The sequence below is a fragment of the Fonticella tunisiensis genome (genome assembly GCF_004364155.1).
Taxonomy (GTDB): domain Bacteria; phylum Bacillota; class Clostridia; order Clostridiales; family Caloramatoraceae; genus Fonticella; species Fonticella tunisiensis.
This window is the reverse complement of sequence record NZ_SOAZ01000005.1, coordinates 80,036-99,765: the sequence shown is the minus strand read 5'-3', so window position 1 is coordinate 99,765 and position 19,730 is coordinate 80,036. Positions and strand designations below refer to the sequence as shown.

The window sequence follows — 19,730 nt, the reverse complement described above, 5'->3', positions numbered from 1 at the left end:
TAGAGCGACGTAATGAAATTTACCAAAATACACCAATATTTTATGTTTTACTTATATATAGAAGTTCCGATTTTTTCCATGCAAGTATTTTTTTAGTTAAATAAAATGCAACAATATGTATATAATGTTGCTTTTTATAGTTTTGTAAAATTGTTTACATATAAAGATGTTGATAAAAAAATGTTAGCATTTTTTGAAGAAAATTGTTGAAAATTGATGTAACGTTTTTTAATATATTATTGTTAAATGTTGCATAAAGGAGTGCTGTACATGACGGTTGAGCCCATAAGAGAAAAAAATAAGATTAAACAGATGTATCAATACTTAAATGGTTATGATCCTAAATATGCTCTGCTTTTTAAATTTGGCATAAATACAGGGTTAAGAATTAGTGATATCATTCCTTTAAAAATAAAAGATATTTTCAATAGTAATGGTCAATTCCGTGAATATCTTGTTATAAAAGAAAAGAAAACAGGAAAAGAGAAAAAGATAAAATTGAATGATGTGCTGCGAAAGGCCATCACTACATATGTTAAAGACCAAAACTTTACAGATGATAGTTATATATTCTATAGCCAGAAAGGTGGACATCTCGGCCGCATTCAGGTGTACCGAGTTTTAAAAGAGGCAGCAAGTGCTGTTGGCATTGAGAATTTTGGAACGCACAGTCTAAGAAAAACCTGGGGATATTGGACATATCGAATGTCTAAGTATAATATTGGTTTAATCATGGATACCTTTAATCATAGTTCTCAAAGTATAACTTTGAGATATATTGGTGTAAATCAAGACCAAAAAGATGAATTATATTCCATAGTACAATTATAAAAATTCTTCTACCCCTAACTCAAGTGATCAAGATAGGGGTAGTTTTATTAATATTGAAATTTTGCAAAATTTGGTGTAAAATGCTTTTATATAAAAAGAAATGTTGTTTTATGTCAAATTATATATAAAAAGCAACATTATATACATATTGTTACGTCTTATGCTATAAAATGCATTGAATGATTGATTTATTTATATTTTTCTAGAATTATATACAGTCTATTCGTTCTTTTCTCAAATTTCTAGAGTTAATTTTTCTGTCTGTCACTTACAGCATAGTGTTAGAATTTAACAGGGGAAATAGAATGTGATTGGAGATAGAATACTGAGCCATTAAATGATAGGATCTGTTTTTTATTGAATATATTCTCACTGCTTCTAGGTATGGTATTCAGGTTTATTTTTTTCTTTTTATGGCAAAATAATATCAGAATTTCAAAAATGCCATACTGTTTATAGAGGAGTGAGGATATGATAGTTTATGAATCAACACTTATATTAACCACGATGCTGTCTTTAATTTTGCCCTTGATATTCCAAAAGCTTCACCTTGTAAAGAATATAGATGAAGAAATTTCTATTCCATATTCGGGAGGAAGTGTAATATTTTTAGGAATATCCGTATCCTACTGCCTGCTTTACTTTCAAAGGGAGGTCTCACTTTTCAAATTTTTATTTTATATAATCAGTCTCTTTGTAATATATTTCATTGGTATCTTTGATGATTTATATGGACATCATACTGCGCCAAAAGAGAAAAAAAGATTAAGATCATTGCTTAAAAGGCTTCTTTCTACAGGATTTATTAATTATACGGCTATTTTAATAATATCCTCCTACATCTTTTTCTTTTTTAACGAGGAATATTGGATTTTTAAGGGAATTTTGACAACATCCATTTCAATCCTGTTTAGCCTTATAGACAATAAACCCGGAAGAAGTATCAGGGCTTATTTCCTATTCTATATACTTGCTGCATTTTCATCTCTAAGATGGACCAGGGAGCTTTATAATATAATGGTTTTAGTCTTAGCACCCTATTACTGCTTTGATAATTGGCATTATTCAGCCCTTGGAAAATCAGGCTCAAACTTAATAGGTTTTGGAGTTGGATTCATTCTATCGGAAATGTTTTCTACGAATCTACTTGTGATTTCAGTTATGTCTTTATCTGTTCCTTTATTTTATGCTGTAAACAAGAGGCATGTATTAATTGAGGCAATAATAAAAAGTCCATTTCTGGACTATTTACACAGGGTTGCAGCTCAAAGACAGGAAAATTAGTTAAGGCATTTTGTTTTATTGTCTGATTTCAATGCTTCTATTAAATCCTTTACATAGATATACTTCTTTTCGAAATACTTTAGACAGCTGCATACATCATTTATTTTACCTACAATGACAAGTTGATTTGTAGTTTTTTTTGCTTGCATAATTAATTCTCCCTTCGTGGTATTTATTGGTATTAAAATGTTATGCAGTTTATTAAAAAATATGCAGGCTAATTTTACAAACCCCGTTGTAACTTCTTCATTTACCATTCCGGTAAATATATTGCTTCCGTTAATTCTGTCCCTTCTTAAAGAATCTATAGCGCTGGCTTTGTTTGAATTTTTTTCCACGGATACGACGTGCGCAGGCGAAGTGGTGAATGGAGTATATTTTTTATTGCAGAGTCTTTTAAAAGCGATACATATTCCATGCCTTCTTTTCATATAAATTTATATAGCTACTTGAGAAGAAGGGGGAATTACTTTGAAAAACGGTTTTAATGAACAATTAGTAAAAAACATTAAAGAAAATCTTGGATCCTATTTTATGGCAGTACTTTTTTTTACCATTGGAATAGCTGCGGGAGCATTTACGGTAAAGGCTCTCGACAATGGGCAGAAGCAGGATCTGGTTATATATCTTAACAGATTTTTTCAAATACTTGGGAATGAACAGATAAAGAGTACAACGATACTAGTACAATCTCTTAAAAATAATTTTCAGACTATATTTTTTATATGGCTTTTAAGCATAACTATAATTGGTGTACCAGTTACCCTTTTCATTACTTCCTTCAGAGGATTTATTGTGGGCTTTACTATATCCTTTCTCATTCAGGGACTTGGATGGAAGGGCCTTCTGTTTACCCTTGTAGCAGTATTGCCCCAGAATATAATATTTATACCATGTCTTATTATTATTTCTGCATTAAGTATCAGCTTTTCGGTGCACAGCATTAAAAGAAAGGTGAGAAAAGGATTTATAAACAACGTTAAGGGAAATATGCTTTCCTACACCCTCTCCGTTGGAGCTATTCTTTTGATTATGCTCCTTGGGAGCCTTGTTGAAGCGTACCTATCACCTATCTTGATAAAAAGCCTATCAGCATACATGATTGTTCAATAGAGGTGAAACAGGTGAAAAATAAAAATGCTGTCATATTATATTTAAAAATATTTCTTATAATTTTAATCATAGGTTTTATATTGCCCTATTTAATAAATTTAATATTAAATAGGTTTTTTATAATTAATGACAGAATTCCACCAGGAAATGCCTATTACGTGATGTATATAAATGAAACTCCCAAGTCTTTTCTATATTATATTTTCAGGCTGATGGAGAAAATAATAGATTTTTCATAAATTTTGAAGGAATTATAGCTTTTATGTTGAATATATAAATAAATTAAAGTTGTCATAAAGGAGACTTAGTAATGGAAAAGGTTATAAATGATTTTATTAATGAACTTGAACATGGTAAAAAGCTCAGCAAGAATACCCTTGAATCCTACAGCAGGGATATAAGGCAGTTTTTAGAATACCTTAATGATATTGGCATTAGCTTCGAAAACGTAAAGAGGACTAATATCATCGCCTATATTCTCCATCTTCAAAAAATGGGTAAGGCTACGTCCTCAATTTCCAGAAGCATTGCGTCAATAAGGGCTTTTTATCGGATTTTAGTTAAAAATGCAATAGTAATGAACGATCCGACATTAAACCTTGAGTCTCCAAAAATCGAAAAAAAGATGCCTCAGATATTGTCCATAAAGGAAGTTGAAAAGCTTTTATCCCTTCCATCGAATATTGATCCCAAGGGCATTAGGGACAAGGCAATGCTGGAGATACTTTATGCGACGGGAATAAGGGTTACAGAGCTTATCAATCTAAACCTGGAAGATGTTAATCTTGATCTTGGATATATAAAATGCAGCGGAAGCAGGGAAAGAATTATACCAGTAGGAAAAATCGCTCTCAAGGCATTAGAGGAGTATGTTAATAAGTCCAGAGGAATCCTGCAGAAAAATAAAAAAGAAAAGGCGTTTTTCTTAAATTTCCATGGGGAAAGAATGACAAGGCAGGGATTTTGGAAAATTATAAAATATTATGCATCTGTAGCTGGTATAGATAAGGAAATAACTCCGCACACCTTAAGACATTCCTTTGCAGCCCATCTAATTGAAAATGGTGCAGATTTAAAGTCTGTACAGCAGATGCTGGGGCATTCCGATATATCAACAACGCAAATCTATGCAGAGGTTATAAAGAACAGGATAAGTGACATATATAAAAAGTCACACCCAAGGGCGTAATGCCCTTTTTATGATTCTTTGGAATATAAAAAATCTTTAAAGCAGCATATATAAAGTATGCTTTTATGATAAAATATGGATATATAAGAAATAATATATTTATGAAATTGAAAAAGAGGTGATATAATTGGTTGATAGAGTGGTGCTTATCGTTCTTGATAGTGTTGGAATAGGAGAACTTCCAGATGCGGCAAAGTACGGCGATGAAGGAAGCGATACGATAGGGAACATTTCAAAGGCAATAGGAGGTCTTAAGCTTCCTAATATGGAAAGAATTGGCCTTGGAAATATTGAGGGTATTAAGGGCATAGACAGGGTATCAAACCCTGAAGGTTCCTTTGGAAAATGTGGTGAAATGTCTGCAGGTAAGGACACTACTACAGGTCACTGGGAAATAGCCGGGCTTATACTCGATAAACCATTTCCTACCTATCCTGATGGTTTTCCAGAGGAGATTATAGAGGAGTTTGAAAGAAAAATTGGGACAAAAATCATTGGAAACAAACCGGCTTCAGGAACGGTTATAATACAGGAGCTTGGGGATGAACATGTTAAAACAGGATATCCTATCGTTTATACGTCGGCCGACAGTGTATTTCAAATTGCTGCACATGAAGAGGTTATACCCCTTGAAAGGCTTTATGAAATGTGCCAGATTGCAAGGGATATGCTGAAAGGGGAGCATGCTGTTGGAAGAGTTATTGCAAGGCCCTTTGTGGGTACCTCCGGCAATTACAAAAGAACTACAAACAGGAGAGATTTTTCTCTGAAACCCTTTAAGAGCACTTTATTAGACTATGTATCAAAGAAGGGGCTTGATGTATGTGCAGTTGGCAAGATAGAAGACATCTACGCAGGTTGGGGAATTACAAAGGCAGTACATACAAAGAATAATATGGATGGAGTGGATAAAACCCTTGAATACATGAAGGAAGATAATAAAGGTTTAATATTTACAAACCTGGTTGACTACGATATGATTTACGGCCATAGAAACGACGTTCAGGGTTATGCTAACGCTTTAATGGAGTTTGATAACAGGCTTCCTGAGATAATAGGGGCAATGAGGGAAAAGGATGTTTTATTTATAACTGCAGACCATGGATGCGATCCTACAACCCCGAGTACGGACCATTCAAGGGAATATGTTCCGCTACTTATATATGGAAAAAGCATTAAGGCAGGGGTTAATCTGGGTGTTAGAAAAACGTACAGCGACATAGGAAAAACAATTGCAGATCTTTTAAACGTAGAGAATGATATTGCAGGTACAAGCTTTGCAGGGGAAATTTTAAAATAAAGCACTGGGGGAGATTAACATGAGAATGTATGACATTATACTTAAAAAGAGAAATGGTGGAGAGCTTACAAAGGAGGAAATTGAATTTTTCGTAAATGGTTATACAAGGGGGGAAATACCTGATTATCAGGTTTCTGCACTGCTTATGGCCATATATTTTCAAAAGATGAGTAAAAAGGAAACGGCGGACCTTACTATGGCCATGGTAAACTCCGGCGAAACCATTGACCTGTCGGCTATTGAAGGAATTAAGGTTGATAAGCACAGCACAGGAGGAGTTGGAGATAAAACCACCCTTGTTTTAGGGCCAATAGTTGCAGCTGCCGGTGCCCCCGTTGCCAAGATGTCGGGAAGGGGGCTCGGACATACTGGAGGAACGATAGATAAGCTTGAATCTATAAGGGGCTTTTCAGCGGAAATGACCAGAGAACAATTTATTGACAACGTAAACCGCGTCAAACTTGCTGTTGGAGGGCAGACTGCAGATCTTGCCCCTGCGGATAAAAAGCTCTATGCCTTAAGAGACGTTACCGGTACGGTTGACAATGTATCACTTATTGCCTCAAGCATTATGAGCAAAAAGATAGCCTCAGGTGCTAACAGCATAGTTCTGGACGTTAAAACGGGTACAGGAGCCTTTATGAAGACTGTAGACGATTCCTTTGAGCTTGCAAAGGAAATGGTTGACATAGGAACCAGCCTTAACAGAAATACTGTAGCAGTAATATCTGACATGGACCAGCCCCTTGGATTTGCTGTAGGGAATGCCCTTGAGGTTAAGGAAGCAATAGATACGCTAATGGGAAATGGTCCCGAAGACCTTCTGGAGCTCTGCATGGTTTTGGGTTCCTACATGCTTGTACTTGCAGAAAAGGCTAAGAATACGGACGAGGCAAGGGCTGTGCTTGAGAAAACCATAAAAAATGGTTCTGCACTTGAAAAGCTTAAGGAATTTGTTAGTGCACAGGGTGGCGATGTGTCTTTAATCGATAATCCGGATATGCTTCCTGGGGCAAAGTATCAGGTTGAAGTTAAGGCAAGAATTGATGGATATATTTCAAAGATAGTTGCAAGCGAGATAGGCCTTGCAGCACTGGTGCTTGGAGCAGGAAGGGAAACGAAGGAAAGCGCAATCGACCACTCCGTCGGCATTGTTATTAAGGAGAAGGTTGGAGCGTATGTTAGAAAGGGAGATACCATAGCTGTAATTCATACTAATGATTTAGAAAAGGCAAAGGATGCAGAAGAAAGAATTCATGAAGCTTATAATATTACTGAGAATAAGCCTGAAAAGAGACCTCTCATATTTGGCATTGTAACAAAGGATGGTATACAGAGATTTTAAAACTATTAAAGGGCCACAGGGGTCCTTTTCTTTTTTTTTGTAAAAATTGATGCCACATATAAATTTTAAAATTCAGGGGAAAATAAAATCAGGCAGCTAAAATATTTAATAACAGGAGGTAGGAAGATGAAAAGGTATTTATCACTAATAATGGTAGTACTGCTGCTCATTGTGTCACCGGTAAGGGTTTCGGCTAAAGCAGCTGACGAAAATTTAACACCGGAAACCTTCAACATAAAAGCAAAATCTGCCCTTCTTATGGAATACGATTCGGGTAAAATAATATTCGAATACAACTCACATGATAAACTGGCGCCAGCAAGCGTTACGAAGATTATGACCATGCTCCTTGCAATGGAGGCAGTTGACAGCGGAAAGGTTAAGCTGTCGGATAAGGTTACTGTAAGTGAAAGGGCGAAGTCAATGGGTGGAAGTACCATGTTTCTTGAAACAGGAGAAATAAGAACCCTTGAGGAACTGATTAAGGGAGTTGCAATAGAATCGGCAAACGATGCAGCAGTTGCAATAGCAGAATTCCTTGGAGGTACGGAGGAAGAATTTGTTAAGATGATGAACAAACGGGCCAGGGAACTTGGAATGAAGGATACAAACTTTGTAAACAGCATGGGGTTCCACGATCCAAACCACTACACATCTGCACACGACGTTGCAATAATGTCCAGGGAGCTTTTAAAGCATAGAAAGATACTTGATTATACAACTATATGGATGGAAACCATAAGTGAGGGAAGAAAATCTCCATTCACTTTGACAAATAGAAATAAAATGATTAAAAGATATTCAGGCTGCGATGGACTTAAGACGGGTTATACAAGTGAGGCTAAATACTGCATCTCCGCAACAGCAAAGCGCGGTAACATAAGGTTTATTGCAGTTATTATGGGGGCTGATTCATGGAAGGATAGAAATGCCCAGGCCGAGAGGCTCATGGATTATGGATTTGCAAAATATGAAAGTGTAAATGTTATAAAGAAGGGCGAAGTTATTCAGGAGATTAAAATGCCAAAATCCATACCTGAGAAGGTTAATCTCATTGCAAAGGAAGACTTAAACGTTGTCTTTGAAAAAGGAACTAAAGCTCAAATTTCTAAAAAGATCGATATTAAAGAGAACGTAAAGCTTCCTCTTAAAAAAGGTGATGTAGTTGGAAGTATAAAAGCCATTGAAGGAGACAAGATTTATGGTGAGATTCCTCTTGTAATTGACTGTGATGTAAATAGAATGACATTTCCTGATGCTCTTAAGAAGGCTTTCAAATCATGGCTTGGGATTCAATAATAAAAAGGGATGAGTTAAGCTCATCCCTTTTTATTATTGAATTAACGTGTGGCTTTATGTGAATTTCATATATTTTTTATCTCCGCTTATTTATTAATATATAAAAGAACAAGGATAAAGAGTTAAATTAAGTTCAGAAAGTTTATAAGTAATGGTATAATATAAGTCACGGGAAGGTGGTTTGATGCTAAACTTGCAAAAATATGATATTATAGGTTTATTCTCAAAAATTTTTAACAGTATGAATCTCAGGGCATATCTTGTAGGCGGGGCCGTAAGGGATATGTATCTTGGAATTGTCCCACTTGATTTTGATTTTGTGGTTGAGATAGGTGAGGAGGAGCACCTAAATGCCTTTGAAAAAATAACTTCTATATTAAAGTGTAAGTCAAAGTATAATTCATATTATCATACGGGTAAGTTTTCAATAAATGGAGAAGATGTAGATTTTATTATGGCAAGGGATGAAAGCTATAGTGGAATAGCATCGAAACCACGGGTATGGTCTTCAAATATCATCAAGGACCTTGGAAGAAGGGACTTTACTATTAACTCCATTGCTGTTTCTCTTTATGGGGATGAATATGGAAGGATAATTGACCCCTTTAATGGACTTTTGGACTTAAAAAGGAAGAAAATAAGGGTACTCCATGATAAAAGTTTTATGGATGATCCAACCAGAATATTTAGGGGCATAAAATATCTATCAAGGTTTGATTTTGAATTCGATAGGAAAACCTATGAGCTTATTTTATGCGCCATAGAAAGGGGAGCAATGCTTTATTTAAAGTCTGAAAGAGTAAGGCAGGAGCTTGAAAAAATACTGGAAGAGAAAAATATTTATAAAGGGATTAAATATATAAAAAAGACTAAAATATTGAATTCAGTTATAGGCAAAGAGGTGTTTATAAATACATGCTTCGATGAAGCTTCCTTCCTCAATTTAAAATTTAAAAACAAGCTTGCAGTGCTGCTGTACAGAAATTCAATCGATATAATAAAAGAAATAGAAGAATATTTAAAGCCTGGGGCGTCATTTTCGGATCTGTGCTTAAAGATTAAGGAACTAAAGGAGGCTACATTAAAACAGGATGATTCTCTGTATACTTCATTGTTTAACTGCCAAAACGTTGTAGCGGATGAAATCCTCAGAACGCTATTTAAGAAGGATAAAAGGATAGATGGTTTTTTAAGGTTTAAGAAAATTGTAAAACTGTCAAGACATCAATTCGATAAAGCAAACAAAAGAGGAGAAGGTCAGGATTTTATTGACGTAAAGCTTGACGCACTATATAGTTTTTTAAGAGGTGAATTAAATGGATATAACAAACTTTGATTTTGCAAGTTTTATCCTTAGAGGAATAGCTGTGATAATATCGCTTTCAATACATGAATATTCACATGCTCTTGTGTCCTATATGCAGGGGGATAAGACACCACAATATTATGGCAGGCTAACGTTAAACCCCCTTGCACATATTGATGTAATGGGACTTATAGCGCTTTTTGTATTCAAGTTTGGATGGGCAAAGCCTGTGCCGATAAACTCATATTACTATAAAAATGAAAGGGCTGGAGTTGTACTGACTTCAATGGCAGGACCTTTATCCAATCTGCTTCTGGCATTTTTCAGTATACTTATTTTGCTCGGTATACAGCCGCGGAATTCAGGAGTTGAGGCATTTTTATGGGAATTATTTGTTATAAATATAGGACTTGCTGTATTTAACATTCTTCCCTTCCCACCCCTTGATGGTTCGAAGATATTTGCAGAGCTTTTTGGAGGAAAAGTAGCTGAATTCATATATAGAATCGAAAGAACAGGCATATTTATTCTTTTCTTTTTATTGTGGATTCCTGAAGTAAGCAGAGCATTTGGCGGGTTAATTGGCATTGTAGCTGAATTTATATTTAAGGTTGCTGCTAACATTGTAGTGTAGGTGGTTTTTTATGGGTATTAACATTAAATTAGAAATATTCGAAGGGCCATTAGACCTTCTTCTTCACCTTATTAAAAAGGCAGAGGTTGATATTTACGATATACCTATAGCCGAAATAACGGATCAGTATATTACCTATCTTAGGGCCATGGAGGATCTGGACCTTGAAATAGCAAGCGAGTTTCTTATTATGGCAGCTACACTTTTAGAGATAAAATCAAGAATGCTTCTTCCAAAGGCAAAGACCGAAGGGGATAAAGAAGCTTCAGCGGAAGAAGACCCCAGAGAGGAGCTCGTTCGAAAACTCGTGGAATATAAAAAATATAAGGAGTTTGCATATCAGCTTAAGAGTATAGAAGAAAATAACGTTATTTTCTTTAAATCTCCGGATATAATCGACGATATTGATAACAGCGAGGTTTTTTTCAAAAACATAACCCTTGAAAACCTTATGGTGGCATTTAAAAAGGTTATCAGAGCCTATGAAAACAGGTACAATGACAGAGGGAAGATACCTGAAAACATAGATCATGACGAGTTTAAAATTGAAGACAAGATGGATGAGATCAGGATGCTTCTTAAGGAGAAAAGAAGGATAAGTTTTAATAGATTTTTTGAGAGGGCATCAAACAAAATAGAAATCATCGTTATATTTCTTGCCATGCTGGAACTTATAAAGCTTAAGGAGATTAACGCAATTCAATATGAAAGTTTCGGTGATATTATAATAGAAGGGCAGGGATAAAGATGGACAATTTTTTAAGGGAGCTTGAGCTTCTCAATGACGATGACAGGTTTAAAGGAATAATAGAGGCTCTGCTTTTTGCCTCGGGAGACCCGCTATCAATAAAGGAACTTAGCTCCATACTTGGAATCGGGGAAAAGCAGGTGAGAAGAATAATGGATCAAATGATAGAAGAGTATAATAAGGACACAAGAGGAATATGTGTAATTGAATTCAACAATAAATTCCAATTATCTACCAAGCCTGAATATGGAAACTATGTGAAAAAGCTTGTTAAACCGGATAACAAGCAAAATCTATCCAATGCAGCTATCGAGACGCTTTCAATCATAGCATATAAACAGCCTATCACCAAGGCGGAAATAGACGAAATAAGAGGGGTTAGGAGCGACAGGGCTATAACAACCCTTCTGGAGAAGGGCCTTATAAGGGAGGCCGGAAGAAAGGAAACAACGGGAAGGCCAATACTTTATTGTACAACGGATGAGTTTCTGAAATACTTTGGATTTAAAAATCTTGAAGAACTTCCAGAACTTATTGAATTTAATATGGAATTTGAGGAAGAATAAAATACAGAATAGGTATTTTATTCTTCTTTTTTTGAGGTGCAGTGATGGTATTAAATATACTCTTCATAGCAATGATCATTATATTATTTTTAATATTGCTGCTTTTTACTCTAAGGGTTGAGATTGAACTGTTTTTTAAAAACAAAAAATTTAATGCTAACCTTAAAATCTTTAAAGTTATAAAAATCAACCTAAAGGATAAAAATAAGAAGGAAAGGGAGGGAAAATTAGATTTCGCCAGAATAAGCGCTATTTTAAACAGGAAAAACACGGAACACGTTAAATATCTGTTATCTAAATCTGACATGGAGGTATACGGAACCCTTATTTTTGGAACTTCCTATCCTGATAAAACAGCACTGCTTTATGGCTTTATAAATTCATTATTATACACCATAGAGCCGGTTATACAAAGTACATTCAAAAGTTTTGAGAGGGAATACAAGGTATATCCAGATTTGAAGAATAAAAAACTGGAATATGAGGTAAAAATAAAGATATATTTAAAAATTATTCATTATATCAAATATAAACTAAGAAGCATGAAAGATGCTAAAAAAATGTAGAGGTGGTGTATTAAATGTCAGAGCATCCAATAGGAGACCTCATGAGAACTACCATGGATAACCTGAAGCAGATGATAGATGTAAACACTATAGTAGGTGATCCGGTTGAAACAAATGAAGGAACTTTAATAATCCCTATTTCCAGAGTAACCGTAGGGTTTGTTTCAGGAGGTTCCGAGTTTAAAAATGAAGAAAAAAAAGATAGCAGCAATTCAACAGACTATCCCTTTGGAGGAGGAAGTGGAGCTGGCGTTTCAGTAAGCCCTGTAGCCTTTCTCATTGTTTCAAAGGGTCAGATAAAACTGATGCCTATAGAATATGGAACACCCATTGAAAAGATAATAGACAGCATACCTGACTTGCTTAGAAACGTTTCAGGAGTATTTAAGGGAAAAGAGGAAAGCTCCGATGAGATTGTAGTGAATCCAACATAAAGCTATTCTAGCTTGCGGAAAAGGTAAGGATCTGCAAGCTATAATTTTAATTATGCATTAATAAGTTGGTGTATGGTTGGTGATAGACATGAAAAAAATATCTGTAATGATATATTTACTTATTCTTGTTTACTTAATCATTCCAGGAGTTAAATCCGAGGCAAAGGAAAAGGAGCCAAAATTAAGATGCGTATCGGCGGTGGTAATGGACCAGGATTCTGGAAGAATATTGTATTCGAAAAATGGAAATGCTGTTCTTCCGATGGCAAGTACAACTAAAATAGTTACAGCAATTGTTGCCATTGAAAAGGGAGACCTAAGGGATATGGTGGTTGTATCAAAACACGCCGCAGGCATGCCTGGATCTTCAGCAAGGCTTTCAAGTGGCGAAAAGATAAACCTTGAAGAGCTTTTGTATGGGCTTATGCTGCGCTCCGGAAACGATGCTGCGGTAGCCATAGCAGAGCATATAGGAGGCACTGTGGAAAAATTTGTTGACATGATGAATGAAAAGGCCATAGAACTTGGGGCATACAGTACCAGCTTTAAGACACCCCATGGGCTTGATGAGGAAAACCATTTTACAACTGCAGAGGATCTTGCAAGGATAACGGCATATGCAATGAAAAATGATTTTTTTTCAAAACTTGTATCAACTAAAGAAATATCCTCGGGCATTAGCGGCAACTTCAATAGAACTTACTCAAATATAAACAAGTTTTTATACCGTGTTGATAATTCAGATGGTGTTAAAACAGGATATACTGGAAATGCAGGCAAGTGCCTGGTTGCTTCCGTCAAACATGATTATGGAAGATATATATGTGTTGTATTAAACAGCCAGGACAGATGGGATGATGCTGCAAGGCTTGTAGAATATGCGAAGGATAATTACAAATATATTAAGATCATGGATAAGAACGAACCCGTTAAAAGGTTCAGGGTTTATGGAGGTAGTGAAAAATATGTATCAGGGGTTGTAAGACAGGATCTTATGTTTCCTGTTAAGAAGGATAGCGTTGAGGATTTTAAAATTGACGTTTATGCTCCATCAGCTGCATTTTCGCCAATTGAGGAAAACGAGGTACTTGGAAATGTTGTTGTAACGATAGATGATAAGATTGCAGCTAAGTATCCTATATACAGCGACAGAGAAGTAAAGAGAAAAAACTTCATAAACATAATTAAACAGATGTTTTCAATGTGAAAATATATTCCATTCATTACCATACTGTGGAAGAGGTTTCAAATCTCAGGGTGGATGACAGGCCAAGTGAATTCGTAAAGCTTACTAACGAATTACACCAGGGCTTATCAACCACCCTTTTTTATGAATTTTAATTGCTTACTAAATATTAATTTTACGTGTTGTGCTACTTTTACTCTGAAAAGCTCATTGAAATAAAAGCAGAGTATAATACATCATTGTCTTTGCAACTTTATATAAAATCTAAATGAAGCAATGAATATAGCTTGAAGAAACATGGAGTGAGTCTTATTTTTGTATCATTGTAACCAATTTCAGTTTAGGTGAATAATCTAATTATATGGGAAAGGAGGTTGTTTATGTGCTCAGGTATATTGATTGCATAGACGCAGGAACGGATTTTTGTCCGTGTACCCTTGCTGAAAGAAAGGAGTGCATTATATGCCCACAGCTTCAGGACAGGAACGTATGTGACTGCCTTAATTGGAAGGGAACATGTATGTGTCAGGAATTCATTTGCAATGGGTTAAAAAGTAAGAAGAGCAGGGAGTTTAAGAAATTTGATATAGTTGAAACGGTTAAACTCAGGGAGGATTTATTTCAGCTGGATATAAAGGTTACAAAGGGCCTTGCAAGGGAGTTAAACAATATTGGCTCATATGTGTTTTTGAAAAGGGAAGGTGACATTGAAGCCTACAGCACCCCATCATCAATAATGAATAGTGATACGGTAAACAACATAATTTCAATAGTAATAAGAATAGTAGGCCCTAAGACAAAAGCATTAAAAGAAGTTGAAGATAAAATTTTAGTAAAGGGGCCATACTGGAATGGCATACAGGGGCAGAGATTTTTAAAGGAGCTTAAGAATAAGAGCTGTCTTATACTTGCAAGGGGCGTTTCTGCTGCTCCTGCAGTGCTTGCAGCGAAGAAGGTTATGGAAAATGGAAACCAGGTCTATGTTCTTCTTGATAGGGGCAGGAGTACAGAGAACTTCACAAAGCAGAAGTTCAAAGATCTTGGTTGTAAAGTAGAGGATGTAAGTTTTTTTGATAGGAGCGGCAATATAAGTGGTGAAAATGCTGCTATCATAGAACACCTTTTGAAGAAATGGGGTTTTAAAGTAGTTTTAAGCGCAGGTAGCGATTGGTTTCATAGGAAGATGATTTCTTTTATACGTGGATTGGATAAGAGTATAAATTTTTCTACTGTAAACAACAGCATTATGTGCTGCGGCGAGGGAGTATGTGGAAGCTGTGAGATAATAAATATACGGGGTGAAAGGATAAGATCCTGTAAGCAGCAATATGATCCTTCTGAAGTATTCTTAAAGGAGATGGATAATTGATGAAGGTTGTTATAATCGGGGGAGGATGGGCAGGTTGTGCAGCTGCAATTCAGGCTAAAAAATCCGGGGCAGATGTTTTAATACTTGAAAGGACTGATTTGCTTCTGGGCCTTGGGAACGTTGGCGGAATTATGAGAAACAATGGAAGGTTTACTGCTGCAGAGGAAATGATAGCCCTTGGAGCAGGAGACATTTTTAATATAACAGACAGATGTGCAAGGCATAAAAATATTGATTTTCCAGGGCATAAGCACGCCTGGCTCTATGATGTTACAATAATTGAACCTAATGTTAGAAGGTATATATATGACATGGGCATAGATGTTTTCTTTGAAGCTAGAGCTGTGGATGTAAGCATGGATGGAAAAGCCATAAAGGGCATATACCTCCATGACGGCACACTGATTGAAGGGGATGTGTTCATTGAAACTACCGGTTCTACAGGCCCTATGGGGAACTGCATAAAATACGGTAAGGGTTGTTCGATGTGCATATTAAGATGCCCATCCTATGGACCCAGGGTAAGTATAAGCCGAAGGGCCGGGGTTGAGGATTTAATGGGTATGAGGGAGGATGGAAGCTATGGTGCCATGAGTGGTTCCTGTAAGCTTAACAAGGATTCCCTCTCAAAGGAAATAAGAGATGCCCTAAACGAAAAGGGAGTTTATGTTGCACAGGTTCCACCTGAGGATGTAAATCTGGATAAGCTTAAAATGAAAGTATGCCAGCAGTATGCACTTAAAGAGTTTGCGGAACAAATTGTGCTTCTTGACACAGGCCATGCAAAGCTTATGACAAGCTACTATCCCCTTGACAAACTAAGGAAAATAAAGGGTTTTGAAAATGCAAAATTTGAGGACCCATATTCAGGGGGGAAGGCAAACTCCATAAGATATCTTTCAATGGCTCCAAGGGATAATTCGATGAAGGTTAAGGGAATAGATAATCTCTTCTGTGCAGGAGAAAAAAGCGGTCTTTTCGTAGGGCACACTGAAGCTATAGTAACAGGTACCCTTGCAGGATACAACGCTGTCAGAACATCTATTGGCCTTGATCCTGTTGAACTTCCGGTATCCCTTGCAGTTGGCGACATAATTAGATATGAAAACAGTATGAAGGATACACAGGAGGGCATACGCAAGAGATATACCTTTGCCGGAGCAGGATATTTTGAAAGAATGAAGGAATTGGGGCTTTATACAACTGATGTGGCAGAAATAAGGGAGAGGGTTGAAAGGCTTAGAATGGAGGATTTCTTCAGGCAGAGGCTGATATAAAAATAGCCATATGTCAGTGAAAAGGCTGGCATATGGCTATTTTTATATCAAGTAGTAATACATCATTTAATAAAGTACGTATGTCTGTCTACTTTATTTAAACAATAAATTGTAATAAAAAATTTTAGATTTTTAATGCATTTAAGACTTTTTTAGCAAATATAAGTTGGAAATTGGATACAGTAACGGTATATTTATAAATATATTTAAATTTTTGTATGCAAAAAGCTCGATAGTTAATTGAAATGTTATAAATTTAATAGAAATATAACAATATTCTAACGATTTCTAATAATTTGGTATAACATTCTTTTAAAAAATATTATAGAAAATTCTAAAATATAAGCAAAATAAAGAAATTTATATTAATGGCACAGCTTTTGCATATATAACATATATGTAATGCAATAATTAAGTAAAGGGAGGGGAAACTATGTCCCAAAAAACTATCTCAATATTAATGATAGTTATAATTTTTTCCACATTATTTACTGGTTGCGGAAATATCAAAGCTAACACAGCATTAAAAAATGACGTTATAACTATCAAAATAGGACATGTGTTAGCACCAACTCATCCTTATCAATTAGGACTCGAAAAATTTGCCCAGCTTGTAAGCCAGAAAACCAATGGTAAAGTAAAGGTGGAAATCTTCCACAGTTCACAGCTTGGCAATGAAAGAGATATGGTTGAGGGGCTTCAAATTGGGGTGCTTGAGTCAACACTTGTTTCAACAGCACCATTATCAAGTTTTACAAAAAAATTTTATGTATTTGACCTGCCTTTCATATTCAAAGATATTAAATCTGCAAGGCAGATAGTTGATGGACCAATAGGCCAGGAACTTTTAAAGAGCCTTGAAAATCAAGGAGTTATAGGATTATGCTATTTTGAAAATGGATTTAGAAATATTACAAACAGTAAAAAGCCTATAAATACTCCAGAAGATTTGAAGGGCATGAAAATAAGGACAATGGAAAACCCTGTTCATATGGCAAGCTTTAGAGCAATGGGAGCCTCACCAACTCCAATGGCATTTGGGGAATTGTTTACAGCGCTTCAACAGGGAACAATAGATGGTCAGGAAAACCCACTTCCAGTTATAGATACTTCAAAATTCTATGAAGTTCAGAAGTATCTATCTTTTACAGAACATTTTTATGCACCAGCGCCACTACTTATTAGCAAGCTCTTTTTTGAGAAACTCTCCCCAGAAATCCAAAAGGCTATAAAAGAATCTGCACTCGAAGCTAGAGACTATGAAAGACAACTTCTAGATGATATGAATTCAAAGCTTGAAAAGGACCTTGCAGAAAGAGGCATGAAAATAAATAAGCCTGATAAGGCACCTTTTATAGATGCTGTACAATCCGTATACAAGCAATATGAAAAAGTTATTACCCCTGAGTTAATCCAAAGAGCTATCGATGCTCAAAAATAAATACTGAGGGTGGTTAGACTCTCTAGAATTTATAGGAGGAATCATGAGAAGGATTTTAAGATCTTTAAATAATATAGAGGAATACTTAATTATAGGTTTACTTTCAGTTATGACTGTTGTAGTCGTTGTTCAGGTAATATGTCGATTTATATTTAAGTTTTCACTAACATGGTCAGAAGAATTGGCAAGATACATCCTTGTATGGACAACCTTTATAGGGGCAAGCATGGGGATAAAAAGGGGAGCACATATAGGAATTGAAGCTTTTACACTTTTGCTTCCTGAAAAATTTAGAAAATATGTAGCTGCTTTTGGATATATACTTTGTGCTATCTTTACAATTATAGTTTTTAAGGAAAGCTCAAGGATAATACATAAACAGATATTAAACCACCAAATATCTCCTGCAATGGGAATGCCAATGTGGCTTGCATACCTTGCACTTCCAGTGGGAACATTCCTAATGACTTTAAGATTTGGACAAGCATTATTTGAATTGTTTAAGCCAGATAAAGACATATCAGCTCAACAAAGAGCAAGTAAGGAGGTGTAATAATGGGCTCAATACTTTTAACAAGCTTTGTTGTTTTTGTAGTTTTAGGTCTGCCCATAGCTGTTGTTTTAGGATTATCCTCAGCAATTGCTTTGGCGTTAACAAGCAATATACCCCTTGCTGTTGTTGCTCAAAGAATGTTTACAGCGACAGATTCCTTTCCACTTATGGCCATTCCCTTCTTTATGATAGCCGGCGCTCTTATGGAAAGAGGTGGTATATCTAGAAGGCTAATAAACTTTGCAAACAAAATTGTAGGTTCCCTTCCAGGTGGACTTGCACTGGTTGGAGTTCTAACATGTATGTTTTTTGCAGCTATATCAGGATCAGGCCCGGCAACGGTTGCAGCAATTGGTACAATACTAATTCCTGCAATGGTTAAAGAAGGTTATGATGTAGGGTTTGCTGCAGCTGTAATGGCTATTGCGGGCTCAATTGGTATTATTATACCTCCAAGCATTCCTATGGTTACATACGGAGTAATAGGGGGAGTTTCAATAGGTTCACTTTTCCTCGGTGGATTTGGTCCTGGCATTGTAGTCGGTCTCTCACTTATGGTAGTGGCATATTACATTTCTAAAAAAAGAGGATATGGAAATAAAAATGAGAAATTCTCGTGGTCAGGATTATGGAAAACTTTTATAGATGCATTTTGGGCACTTCTAATGCCTGTAATAATACTTGGAGGTATTTACGGAGGAATATTTACTCCTACGGAAGCATCTGCTGTTGCTGTTGTTTATGGATTAATTGCAGGTTTCTTTGTATATAAAGAACTTAAAATAAATCAGCTCCCAAAGGTGCTAGTTAACTCAGGTGTAAGTACAGCAGTTGTAATGCTTATAATATCAACAGCCCAGGTATTTGGTTGGATTATGACAAGCCAGAGAATTCCTGATGCTGTTGCAAAAACTTTTATTAGCTTTTCAAGTAATCCAGCAGTATTTCTTCTATTAATAAACATTTTACTATTATTTGTTGGATGTATTATGGAAACTAACGCAGCAATAATAATTCTTACTCCTATATTCTTACCTCTTGTTGTTAAACTCGGAATAAATCCAATATTCTTTGGTGTAATTATGGTTGTAAACCTTGCAATAGGAATGATTACTCCGCCACTTGGCGTAAATTTATTCGTTGCATGTGGTATTCAAAAGATAAGTTTAGAGAGAATAACAAAAGCAGTGATACCGTTTCTTGTAGTAAATATAGTTGCACTGCTTCTTGTAACTTATATTCCTGATATAGTGATGTTCTTACCAAAAATCTTAATGGGAAGGTGATAA

20 protein-coding genes are annotated in these 19,730 nt (G+C 35.7%); 19 read left to right on the top strand and 1 reads right to left on the bottom strand.

All coding sequences use genetic code 11. The features are described 5' to 3' along the window. Positions 1 to 270: 270 nt before the first annotated feature. Both EDD71_RS04530 and EDD71_RS04525 read left to right on the top strand, forming a co-directional pair. A complete protein-coding gene (locus EDD71_RS04530; protein WP_133627557.1) occupies positions 271 to 831 on the top strand; it encodes a tyrosine-type recombinase/integrase in 561 nt (186 codons plus the stop codon). 471 nt (positions 832 to 1,302) lie between these two features. Continuing rightward, positions 1,303 to 2,115, top strand: a complete 813-nt coding sequence (locus EDD71_RS04525) for an MraY family glycosyltransferase (protein ID WP_133627556.1) — start codon at positions 1,303 to 1,305, stop codon at positions 2,113 to 2,115. Here the strand turns inward: EDD71_RS04525 and EDD71_RS04520 are convergent. Beyond that, positions 2,112 to 2,546 carry a hypothetical protein gene (locus EDD71_RS04520; protein WP_207669280.1) on the bottom strand — a complete coding sequence of 145 codons (435 nt, stop codon included), beginning with the start codon at positions 2,544 to 2,546 and terminating at the stop codon, positions 2,112 to 2,114. The two genes, EDD71_RS04525 and EDD71_RS04520, sit on opposite strands and share 4 nt — an antisense overlap. Positions 2,547 to 2,586: 40 nt before the next feature. Between EDD71_RS04520 and spoIIM the strand changes: the two genes are divergently transcribed. The 17 genes from spoIIM (at position 2,587) to EDD71_RS04435 (ending at position 19,727) form a co-directional block, all read left to right on the top strand. Next, on the top strand, positions 2,587 to 3,228 hold the full coding sequence (gene spoIIM / locus EDD71_RS04515) for a stage II sporulation protein M (RefSeq protein ID WP_133627554.1): 642 nt from the start codon (positions 2,587 to 2,589) through the stop codon (positions 3,226 to 3,228). 310 nt (positions 3,229 to 3,538) lie between these two features. Then, complete coding sequence (gene xerD / locus EDD71_RS04510) at positions 3,539 to 4,417, top strand: site-specific tyrosine recombinase XerD (RefSeq protein WP_133627553.1); 879 nt, start codon at positions 3,539 to 3,541, stop codon at positions 4,415 to 4,417. Between the two features lie 127 nt (positions 4,418 to 4,544). Continuing rightward, positions 4,545 to 5,717 carry a phosphopentomutase gene (locus EDD71_RS04505; RefSeq protein ID WP_133627552.1) on the top strand — a complete coding sequence of 391 codons (1,173 nt, stop codon included), beginning with the start codon at positions 4,545 to 4,547 and terminating at the stop codon, positions 5,715 to 5,717. 19 nt (positions 5,718 to 5,736) lie between these two features. Beyond that, complete coding sequence (locus tag EDD71_RS04500; RefSeq protein WP_133627551.1) at positions 5,737 to 7,062, top strand: pyrimidine-nucleoside phosphorylase; 1,326 nt, start codon at positions 5,737 to 5,739, stop codon at positions 7,060 to 7,062. A gap of 126 nt (positions 7,063 to 7,188) precedes the next feature. Further along, positions 7,189 to 8,361 carry a D-alanyl-D-alanine carboxypeptidase family protein gene (locus tag EDD71_RS04495; protein ID WP_207669279.1) on the top strand — a complete coding sequence of 391 codons (1,173 nt, stop codon included), beginning with the start codon at positions 7,189 to 7,191 and terminating at the stop codon, positions 8,359 to 8,361. Between the two features lie 241 nt (positions 8,362 to 8,602). After that, positions 8,603 to 9,697, top strand: a complete 1,095-nt coding sequence (locus EDD71_RS04490; protein ID WP_166636336.1) for a CCA tRNA nucleotidyltransferase — start codon at positions 8,603 to 8,605, stop codon at positions 9,695 to 9,697. Next, a complete protein-coding gene (locus EDD71_RS04485; RefSeq protein WP_133627548.1) occupies positions 9,678 to 10,301 on the top strand; it encodes a site-2 protease family protein in 624 nt (207 codons plus the stop codon). The genes EDD71_RS04490 and EDD71_RS04485 overlap by 20 nt, the downstream gene beginning before the upstream one ends. 10 nt (positions 10,302 to 10,311) lie before the next feature. Continuing rightward, positions 10,312 to 11,046: a segregation/condensation protein A gene (locus EDD71_RS04480; protein ID WP_133627547.1), complete on the top strand. Its 735-nt coding sequence runs from the start codon at positions 10,312 to 10,314 to the stop codon at positions 11,044 to 11,046. 2 nt (positions 11,047 to 11,048) lie between these two features. Beyond that, the gene (gene scpB / locus EDD71_RS04475; protein ID WP_133627546.1) at positions 11,049 to 11,615 is read left to right on the top strand and encodes an SMC-Scp complex subunit ScpB; all 567 of its coding nucleotides are present in this window, start codon (positions 11,049 to 11,051) and stop codon (positions 11,613 to 11,615) included. 44 nt (positions 11,616 to 11,659) lie between these two features. Further along, entirely contained in the window at positions 11,660 to 12,181 is a 522-nt protein-coding gene (locus EDD71_RS04470) for a DUF2953 domain-containing protein (RefSeq protein WP_133627545.1), read from the top strand. Between the two features lie 14 nt (positions 12,182 to 12,195). Further along, a complete protein-coding gene (gene ytfJ, locus EDD71_RS04465; protein ID WP_133627544.1) occupies positions 12,196 to 12,615 on the top strand; it encodes a GerW family sporulation protein in 420 nt (139 codons plus the stop codon). Positions 12,616 to 12,703: 88 nt separating this feature from the next. Beyond that, on the top strand, positions 12,704 to 13,822 hold the full coding sequence (locus EDD71_RS04460) for a D-alanyl-D-alanine carboxypeptidase family protein (protein WP_133627543.1): 1,119 nt from the start codon (positions 12,704 to 12,706) through the stop codon (positions 13,820 to 13,822). A 361-nt stretch (positions 13,823 to 14,183) separates the two neighbouring features. Continuing rightward, positions 14,184 to 15,170 carry a sulfide/dihydroorotate dehydrogenase-like FAD/NAD-binding protein gene (locus tag EDD71_RS04455; RefSeq protein ID WP_166636335.1) on the top strand — a complete coding sequence of 329 codons (987 nt, stop codon included), beginning with the start codon at positions 14,184 to 14,186 and terminating at the stop codon, positions 15,168 to 15,170. Beyond that, positions 15,170 to 16,447, top strand: coding sequence for an FAD-dependent oxidoreductase (locus EDD71_RS04450; protein ID WP_133627633.1), 1,278 nt, complete (start codon positions 15,170 to 15,172; stop codon positions 16,445 to 16,447). Before EDD71_RS04455 ends, EDD71_RS04450 begins: the two co-directional genes overlap by 1 nt. A 433-nt stretch (positions 16,448 to 16,880) precedes the next feature. Then, positions 16,881 to 17,888, top strand: a complete 1,008-nt coding sequence (locus tag EDD71_RS04445) for a TRAP transporter substrate-binding protein (RefSeq protein ID WP_133627541.1) — start codon at positions 16,881 to 16,883, stop codon at positions 17,886 to 17,888. A 43-nt stretch (positions 17,889 to 17,931) separates the two neighbouring features. Next, positions 17,932 to 18,441, top strand: coding sequence for a TRAP transporter small permease (locus EDD71_RS04440; RefSeq protein WP_133627540.1), 510 nt, complete (start codon positions 17,932 to 17,934; stop codon positions 18,439 to 18,441). A gap of 2 nt (positions 18,442 to 18,443) precedes the next feature. Continuing rightward, positions 18,444 to 19,727, top strand: coding sequence for a TRAP transporter large permease (locus EDD71_RS04435; RefSeq protein ID WP_133627539.1), 1,284 nt, complete (start codon positions 18,444 to 18,446; stop codon positions 19,725 to 19,727). Positions 19,728 to 19,730 lie beyond the last annotated feature (3 nt).